At 71.6% G+C, this 2,434-nt stretch carries 3 protein-coding genes; 1 reads left to right on the top strand and 2 read right to left on the bottom strand.

Features of this window, described 5'->3' with window-relative positions:
• Positions 1 to 160: 160 nt before the first annotated feature.
• Positions 161 to 1,369, top strand: coding sequence for a phosphoserine phosphatase SerB (gene serB / locus BZY54_RS31340; RefSeq protein WP_086728703.1), 1,209 nt, complete (start codon positions 161 to 163; stop codon positions 1,367 to 1,369).
• A gap of 105 nt (positions 1,370 to 1,474) precedes the next feature.
• Here serB and BZY54_RS31335 read toward each other — a convergent pair whose 3' ends face one another.
• Both BZY54_RS31335 and BZY54_RS31330 read right to left on the bottom strand, forming a co-directional pair.
• On the bottom strand, positions 1,475 to 1,993 hold the full coding sequence (locus BZY54_RS31335) for a SixA phosphatase family protein (protein ID WP_086728702.1): 519 nt from the start codon (positions 1,991 to 1,993) through the stop codon (positions 1,475 to 1,477).
• A gap of 104 nt (positions 1,994 to 2,097) precedes the next feature.
• Positions 2,098 to 2,304, bottom strand: a complete 207-nt coding sequence (locus BZY54_RS31330) for a hypothetical protein (protein ID WP_086728701.1) — start codon at positions 2,302 to 2,304, stop codon at positions 2,098 to 2,100.
• Positions 2,305 to 2,434 lie beyond the last annotated feature (130 nt).

The raw sequence follows: 2,434 nt of genomic DNA, 5'->3' as shown, positions 1-2,434 counted from the left end.
CCCCCACCGGACGCGCCCCCTCCGCCGAGGCCGCCGAAACCACCGAGGACACCGAGGACGCCACCGGGGAAGTGACCCCGCCCGCGCCACGCGTCTCCCCTGTCCGCCTGGCGGACCGGAGGCGCGGAAGGCACTGCGTGCCGGATACGGTGGAAACACCATGAGCGCTTCGCAGAGTTCCGATGACCTCACCCTTCTCGTCAAGATCTTCGGGAAGGACAGGCCGGGCATCACGGCCGGCCTCTTCGACACCCTCGCCGCCTACTCCGTCGACGTGGTCGACATCGAGCAGGTCGTCACCCGTGGCCGGATGGTGCTGTGCGCGCTCGTCACCCAGCCGCCCGCCGGGCTGGAGGGCGACCTGCGGGCCACCGTGCACAGCTGGGCCGAGTCGATGAAGATGCAGGCGGAGATCATCTCCGGCCGTGGCGACAACCGGCCGCGCGGCCTCGGGCGCTCCCTGGTCACCGTTCTCGGCCACCCCCTCACCGCGGAGGCGACCGCGCAGATCGCCGCGCGTATCACCAAGGCCGGCGGCAACATCGACCGTATCTTCCGGCTGGCCAAGTACCCGGTGACGGCGGTGGAGTTCGCGGTGTCCGGGGTGGAGACGGAGCCGCTGCGCACCGCTCTGGTGACGGACGCGGCGGCACTGGGTGTCGATGTCGCGGTCGTCGCGGCGGGCCTGCACCGGCGGGCGCAGCGCCTGGTCGTCATGGACGTGGACTCGACGCTCATCCAGGACGAGGTGATCGAGCTGTTCGCGGCGCATGCCGGCTGCGAGGACAAGGTCGCCGAGGTGACGGCGGCCGCGATGCGCGGGGAACTGGACTTCGAGCAGTCGCTGCACGCGCGGGTGGCGCTGCTGGCGGGGCTGGACGCCTCGGTGGTGGACAAGGTGCGCAGCGAGGTGCGGCTGACGCCGGGCGCGCGCACCCTGATCCGTACGCTGAAGCGGCTCGGTTACCAGGTCGGTGTCGTCTCGGGCGGCTTCACCCAGGTCACCGACGATCTCAAGGACCGGCTCGGGCTGGACTTCGCGCAGGCCAACACGCTGGAGATAGTGGACGGGAAGCTGACGGGCCGGGTCACCGGCGAAATCGTCGACCGGGCGGGCAAGGCGCGGCTGCTGCGCCGGTTCGCGGCCGAGGCGGGCGTGCCGCTGTCGCAGACGGTGGCGATCGGTGACGGCGCGAACGACCTGGACATGCTGAACGCGGCCGGTCTCGGGGTGGCCTTCAACGCCAAGCCGGTGGTGCGGGAGGCGGCGCACACCGCGGTGAACGTGCCGTTCCTCGACACGGTGCTGTACCTGCTGGGTGTCACCCGCGAAGAGGTCGAGGCGGCGGACGCACACGTGGAGGACTGAGCCCGACGCGCTGAGGCCGCTCCTCCGGTCCGGAGGCCCTGAGGAGCGGCGCCGGGGGCCCGGCGACTGTGCCGCTGCCGGGCCCGGTGTCCGCCGGGGTCGCGGTTACTCGGACGGGGCCCAGTAGTCGAGCAGTGTGGCCACGCCCGGCTCCAGGCTCTTCCAGGAACCGTCGAAGGTGACGACGGCGAAGGCGGCGGCCGGGAAGCCGCGGCCGTTCATCCGCTCGCGTGCGTCGCCCTCGGCCGCGCCGGACAACACCTCGGCGAGTCCCTGCACACCCGGGTTGTGGCCGATCAGGATGACGTTCTGGACGTCGTCCGGCGTTTCGTTGAGCACGGTGATCAGCTCGCCGGGTGAGGCCTCGTAGATCCGCTCCTCGTAGACGGTTTTCGGCCGCTGCGGCAGCTCGTGGACGGCGAGCTTCCAGGTCTCGCGAGTACGGGTCGCGGTCGAGCACAGGGCCAGGTCGAAGTGGACACCGGAGTCGGCCAGCTTGCGGCCCGCGACCGCGGCGTCCTTGCGGCCCCGCTCGGCGAGCGGTCGCTCGTGGTCGGACACCTGGGGCCAGTCGGCTTTCGCATGCCGGAAGAGGACAATCCTGCGGGGTTCTGCGACGCTCATGGCTCCCAGCTTCGCACGAAACAGGCCATGGGGCGCAGGGAGTTGACATGCCCGTTCACGGGTGACGCGGCTCGCGCCGCGGTGCCGTGACCTGGCGGGCCTCTTCAGCGGGCGAACAGCTGCTGGGCGCGCTGCAGCAGCTGCGTGATCGCGGGGTCGCCGGTCGCCGCGTGGGCGTTCGACGGGTTGAGGATCAGGGTCAGCAGCGTGATGAAGGCGAGGGCCGGCAGGGCCAGGGCCCACCACGGCAGCCTGATGTCGACGCCGCCCGGGGGCGCCGGGTGGGGCCGGGAGTGCGTGCGGGCCGACATGATCGCCTCCGTGGGACTTCGAGTGCTCGTGTGACCGCCGCTCGCGGTCACACCTCGAAATTACGGAACCGGCGGGCCCCGGCCCATCCGGTGATCCACCCACTTGACCCTGACCCTCGCCCCCTAGGGG

The sequence above is a fragment of the Streptomyces carpinensis genome, assembly GCF_002154505.1.
In the GTDB taxonomy this organism is placed as follows: Bacteria; Actinomycetota; Actinomycetes; order Streptomycetales; family Streptomycetaceae; genus Streptomyces; species Streptomyces carpinensis.
Note: the sequence above shows the minus strand (reverse complement) of the source record. Positions and strands in the feature narration are given on the sequence as shown.